Origin of the sequence: Streptomyces sp. NPDC051211 (assembly GCF_040689505.1) — a bacterium.
Lineage (GTDB): Bacteria > Actinomycetota > Actinomycetes > Streptomycetales > Streptomycetaceae > Streptomyces.
The window spans coordinates 1-4,866 of the sequence record NZ_JBFBAV010000094.1 but is presented as its reverse complement, the minus strand read 5'-3'; the positions used below and the strand labels follow the sequence as shown (position 1 = coordinate 4,866).

The window sequence follows — 4,866 nt, the reverse complement described above, 5'->3', positions numbered from 1 at the left end:
GTCGGCGGAGACCACCACCGTGTGGGACACCCCGGGGGTGTTGTCCACGAAGTTGGTGATCAACCAGTTCAGGTTCTGCGCCGCCTGGCTCATCGCGCTCACACTAACGCTCCTGGTCATAGCTGTTACTTGACTGCTCCGAACCCGCACTGCGTCCCTGCTGGACACCGCGCCGCAGGTTGCTCAACCTGCCACGCACGTCCTCCGGGGCGCGGGAGACCTGAGGGCCGCCCTGCGGGGTCGACTCCGCAGCACCCTCGACCAGGTTGGCCTTGGGTACCCGCCGAGGAAGACCGGACGGGGTGACCCCGCCCGCCTTCGGCTCGCGGAGCTTGCCGGCCTGCTGCCAGCGCTCGTCGTTGGCCGAACGCCAGCCCGGACCGCCCTGGCCCTGCTCCGTGGCCGCGGGCCGCTGCTCGGTGGCCGGGGACCGCTGCTCGAAGAGGGACTTGGTGGGCTCCGCTTCCTGCTGCGCCGGCTGCCACTGCTGCTGGCTGCCGCGGCGCGGCAGGCCCGCGCCGGTCAGCTGGTGGCCGGTGTCGGCAGCGGCGTCCGGACGGTCGAAGCCTACGCGGTCCTGGGCCGGTTCGGGAGCGGCCGGGGGTTCCGATTCGGTTCCGTAGTCCTGCTGGTAGGCAGTCGGGTAGGAGCTCTGCTCCGGCCACCCTGCCTGGTGGGACTGGTTCTCGTAGCCGTTGTCGTAGCCCTGCTCGGCCTGCTGGGCTTCCTGGTACCCGGCTTCCGGATAGTTGTACCCGTCCTGCGGGTACGCCTGGTAGCCGGGCTGGCTCGGCTGGGCGTCGTAGGAGGTCTCGTAGCCCTGCTCGGGCTGCTGCTCGTACTCCTGATACGGCTGGTACCCGTGCTCGGGCTGGGGTTCCGGATACTCCTGCTGCCCGTACTCCTGCTGCCCGTGCTCCTGGTCCTGCTCCTGCGGATAGCCCACCTGGGCTTCCAGCGCGGCCCGCCGCTCCTCGCGGACCAGGGAGCGTCCCACCGGGTCCAGGTCGCGCACGTCGGCGCCGCCCTGGCCGGGGTTGTCGTACCGGGAGTCGTCGAAGCCGAGCTCGGCCGCGGTGCGCATCGGGGCGCTCTCGAAGGCCTGCTGCTGCGGCTGCTGCTGCGGGATCATCGAGGACACGGTGAAGTCGTCGTCCGGGATGCCCTCGCCACCACCACCATGGGTGATCGGGTCCGGGAGCATGACCAGCGAGGTGGTGCCGGCCTGCTCGCCCGAGGGGCGCAGCTGGACGCGGATGCCGTGCCGGTCCGCCAGCCGGCCGACCACGAAGAGGCCCATGCGCTGGGAGATCGCGGCGTCCACGGTCGGCGGGTTGGCCAGCTTGTGGTTGATGTCCGCGAAGTCCTCGGCGGTGAGGCCGATGCCCTTGTCGTGGATCTCGACCATCACGCGGCCGTCGGGCAGTCGGGTCGCGTTGACTCGGACCTTGGTCTGCGGGGAGGAGAACGTGGTGGCGTTCTCCAGCAGCTCGGCCAGCAGGTGCACGAGGTCGGTCACGGCCTGGCCGTGGATCTCGGCGTCGGAGACTCCGGAGAGCTCGATGCGCTCGTACTGCTCCACCTCGGAGGAGGCGGCGCGCAGCACGTCGACGAGGGGCACCGGCTGGTCCCAGCGGCGGCCCGGTTCCTCACCCGCGAGGATGAGGAGGTTCTCGCCGTTGCGGCGCATACGGGTGGCGAGGTGGTCCAGCCGGAAGAGGTTCTCCAGCTGGTCCGGGTCGGCCTCGTTGTTCTCCAGGTCGGTGATGAGGGTCAGCTGGCCCTCGATCAGCGACTGGTTGCGCATGGAGAGGTTCGTGAAGATCGCGTTGACGTTCCCTCGCAGGAGCGCCTGCTCGGCGGCGAGCCGGACGGCCTCGCGGTGCACCTGGTCGAAGGCCCGGGCGACCTCGCCGATCTCGTCCTGGGAGTCGATCGGGATGGGCATGACACGGGTGTCGACCTTGCCCGGGTCGGTCCGGGAGAGCTGGTCGACGAGCATCGGCAGGCGCTGCTCGGCGATGTCGAAGGCGGCGGAGCGCAGACGGGCCATGGCGCGGCCCATCTGGCGGGCCATCATGCCGGCCAGGATGAAGGCGGCGAGGAGGGCGAAGACCACGATGGCGCCGTTGGTGATGGCGTCGGTGCGGGCGTCGTCGGAGACGGCCACGGCGTCGTTGACGGCCTTGTCGAGGAGTTCCTTCTCGATCTCGGAGTAGCCCTCGAACTTGGCGGTGGCGGCGGCCTGCCAGAAGACGGCGTTGGTGCCGCCCTGGGCCAGCTTCTCCTTGGACTCGCCGCCGGCTATCGCCTCGGTCATGCCGGTCAGGTACGAGCCGGCGACGTTCGGCGGGGCCTTGAAGGGCTTGCCGGCCGCGGTGGCCTGGGACTTGGCCTCGTCCAGCTTGGCGGCGCCCTCGGAGGACTTCTTGCCCATGACCTCACGGAGCCGGTCGGTGTCGGCTTCGGTGCCGGCCGCGACGTACTCGCCGATGGCGATTTCCTCGAGGTAGGCGTACGAGGAGAAGGCGATCAGCTGGGCCTTGCGGACGTCCGGCTGGGTGCTGGGGCGGACCAGGAGGTGGGTGCCGACGGAACGCTGGAGCGAGTTGGCGGCCTTGGCCAGCTGGATCGCGTAGACCATGCGGCCGTAGCTGGTCACGTTTCCGGTGCCCAGGCCGAGTTCGTTGGCGAACTGCATGAGGTAGTGCTGGACCTGCACGTACCCCTCTTCGGTCGGGATGGGACCGAGGACGCCGTTCGGCAGGTCCTTCTTGTGCGACTCGATGTCGGCCGAGTAGGCGGTCTCGCGGACCTTCTGCAGCTTCGGCTCCTCCTGGTGGAAGAGCTGCAGGCGGCGCTCCAGGCCCACGCCCTCGGGCATGTCCTCGACGGCCGTCGCGAACTTGGCCTTGGCCGCGTCCGTTTCGGCGTACGCCTTGGTGACCGCCTCGTTGTTGCGGTCGCCGCTCAGGATGGGCGCGGCGGTGAGGTCGCGCTCGTTGAGCAGCGCCTGGCCGTATTCGGCCGCGGCCTGGACGATGCGGGCCGTCTTCTCGGCGTCCTTCGCCTCGTTCCAGGTGTCGATGGAGCCCTTCACCTGGAAGCCGCCCATGACCAGGCCCACGAGGGCCGGGACGAGCAGGATGGCGTTCAGACGGGTCGGCACGCGCCAGTTGCGGGGCGAGAACCTGCTGGTGCTGCCGCCGGTCGTGGGCGGTTCCACGGGTACGTCCATGGGCGACGCGGCCGCGCGCGGCGGCGGGGTGAAGTTGCCTCGCGCGGGTTCATCCGCGGGGCTCGAGTTGCTTCGCCTCACTCGACCAACAACCTCTCGGCGGTGCTACTAGCTAGTTCGTTGAATTCCAGCATGGGTAACGGCCGTGTTCCAAACAGTTGAAACTGGCCATTCCCAGAGACTTATGCCTCACATAAATCGGACATAAAGCCTGAGGTCCGGCAAAAGTCGGGGCAGTTGTGCGCGCTGTGACACCGGGCGAATGCACCGTGTGGCCAAGTACCCCCAATTCTCTGTCGAAACGTTATGAACGACACGGGGCGGGCCGTGTCGTGCGACACAGCCCGCCCCGGCGCTCGTGGAGGTCCCGTGAAAAGCCTGGGAGAACTCGCTTACTTCAGTCGCGCCATGAGGGCGTGTTCGACAAGAGTGATGAGGGCGCTCTTGGCGTCGCCGCGATGCCGGGCATCCGTGGTGATGATGGGTGCGTCGGGACCGATCTGGAGCGCTTCGCGGACTTCTTCGGGGGTGTAGGGCTGGTATCCGTCGAAGCCGTTGAGGGCGATGACGAAGGGGAGTCCGGAGTTTTCGAAGTAGTCGACGGCGGGGAAGCAGTCGGCGAGTCGGCGGGTGTCGACGAGGACGACGGCGCCGATGGCGCCGCGGACGAGGTCGTCCCACATGAACCAGAACCGGTCCTGGCCGGGGGTACCGAACAGGTAGAGGATGAGGTCCTGGTCGAGCGTGATGCGGCCGAAGTCCATGGCCACCGTGGTGGTGGTCTTGTCCCCGGTGTGGGTGAGGTCGTCGATGCCGGCCGACGCGGAGGTCATGACGGCCTCGGTGCGCAGCGGATTGATTTCCGAAACGGCGCCGACGAACGTGGTCTTGCCCACGCCGAAGCCGCCCGCCACCACGATCTTTGCCGAGGTGGTGGAGCGAGCCGCTCCGCCGCTAGATCTTGCGAAGTCCACTGAGCACCCTTTCGAGCAGTGTCACGTCCGGCGTGCCGCCGGCCTCTCCATTGCCCGGCTGGTGGATCGCCACCATGCCCGCCTCCGCCAGGTCGGCCACGAGGATCCGGGCCACGCCGAGCGGCATCGACAGCAGGGCCGACACCTCCGCGACCGACTTGACCTCGCGGCACAGCGTGCAGATGCGCTGGTGCTCGGGCAGGAGACCCGACAGGTGCATCGGATCGGCCGTGGTGCTGACCAGCGCCTCGATGGCGAGCTGGTAGCGCGGCCGGGTCCGGCCGCCGGTCATGGCATAGGGGCGAACCAGCGGCTGGTCGCCTTCCGCGCCGTACGACGAGTCGCCGTACGAATCGGGATAGGCGGGGGGCGGGGTCATGAATCCTCCGGGCTCGACAGCAGTGGTCAGCGTGCCGTCTGACGGTGGCCGGTGGGGGGACGGGATGACGGCCGGACGGTGGTACTGGGTCCCGGGGCCAGGGAAGGCGCCCCGGTCTCCCGGCCGGCAGTACCGTCCGGCCGGGAGAGTGGCAGTCAGCTGAGCAGGCTTCCCTGCAGTTCCGCGCGCAGGTCCGGGGTGAGGACGCTGCCCGCTCGGTCCACCAAGAGGGCCATCTCGTAGCCCACGAGGCCGATGTCGCACTCGGGGTGCGC

General features: G+C 69.1%; 4 protein-coding genes and 1 pseudogene. All 5 read right to left on the bottom strand.

Features of this window, described 5'->3' with window-relative positions; genetic code table 11:
* A partial coding sequence (locus AB0447_RS36305) for a roadblock/LC7 domain-containing protein (protein ID WP_033177623.1) occupies positions 1–93 on the bottom strand: 93 nt, incomplete at its 3' end.
* 10 nt (positions 94–103) lie between these two features.
* Positions 104–3,319 carry a nitrate- and nitrite sensing domain-containing protein gene (locus AB0447_RS36300; RefSeq protein ID WP_366481230.1) on the bottom strand — a complete coding sequence of 1,072 codons (3,216 nt, stop codon included), beginning with the start codon at positions 3,317–3,319 and terminating at the stop codon, positions 104–106.
* A gap of 311 nt (positions 3,320–3,630) precedes the next feature.
* Complete coding sequence (locus AB0447_RS36295; protein ID WP_366481229.1) at positions 3,631–4,212, bottom strand: ATP/GTP-binding protein; 582 nt, start codon at positions 4,210–4,212, stop codon at positions 3,631–3,633.
* The gene (locus AB0447_RS36290) at positions 4,193–4,591 is read right to left on the bottom strand and encodes a DUF742 domain-containing protein (protein ID WP_366481228.1); all 399 of its coding nucleotides are present in this window, start codon (positions 4,589–4,591) and stop codon (positions 4,193–4,195) included. The genes AB0447_RS36295 and AB0447_RS36290 overlap by 20 nt, the downstream gene beginning before the upstream one ends.
* Before the next feature lie 155 nt (positions 4,592–4,746).
* Positions 4,747–4,866: pseudogene (locus tag AB0447_RS36285) on the bottom strand (roadblock/LC7 domain-containing protein); the annotation flags it as partial.

What these genes read in the sequence shown, in the direction of transcription:
- AB0447_RS36290 (WP_366481228.1), bottom strand. Translation starts at nt 4,591, where the DNA reads ATGACCCCGCCCCCCGCCTATCCCGATTCGTACGGCGACTCGTCGTAC.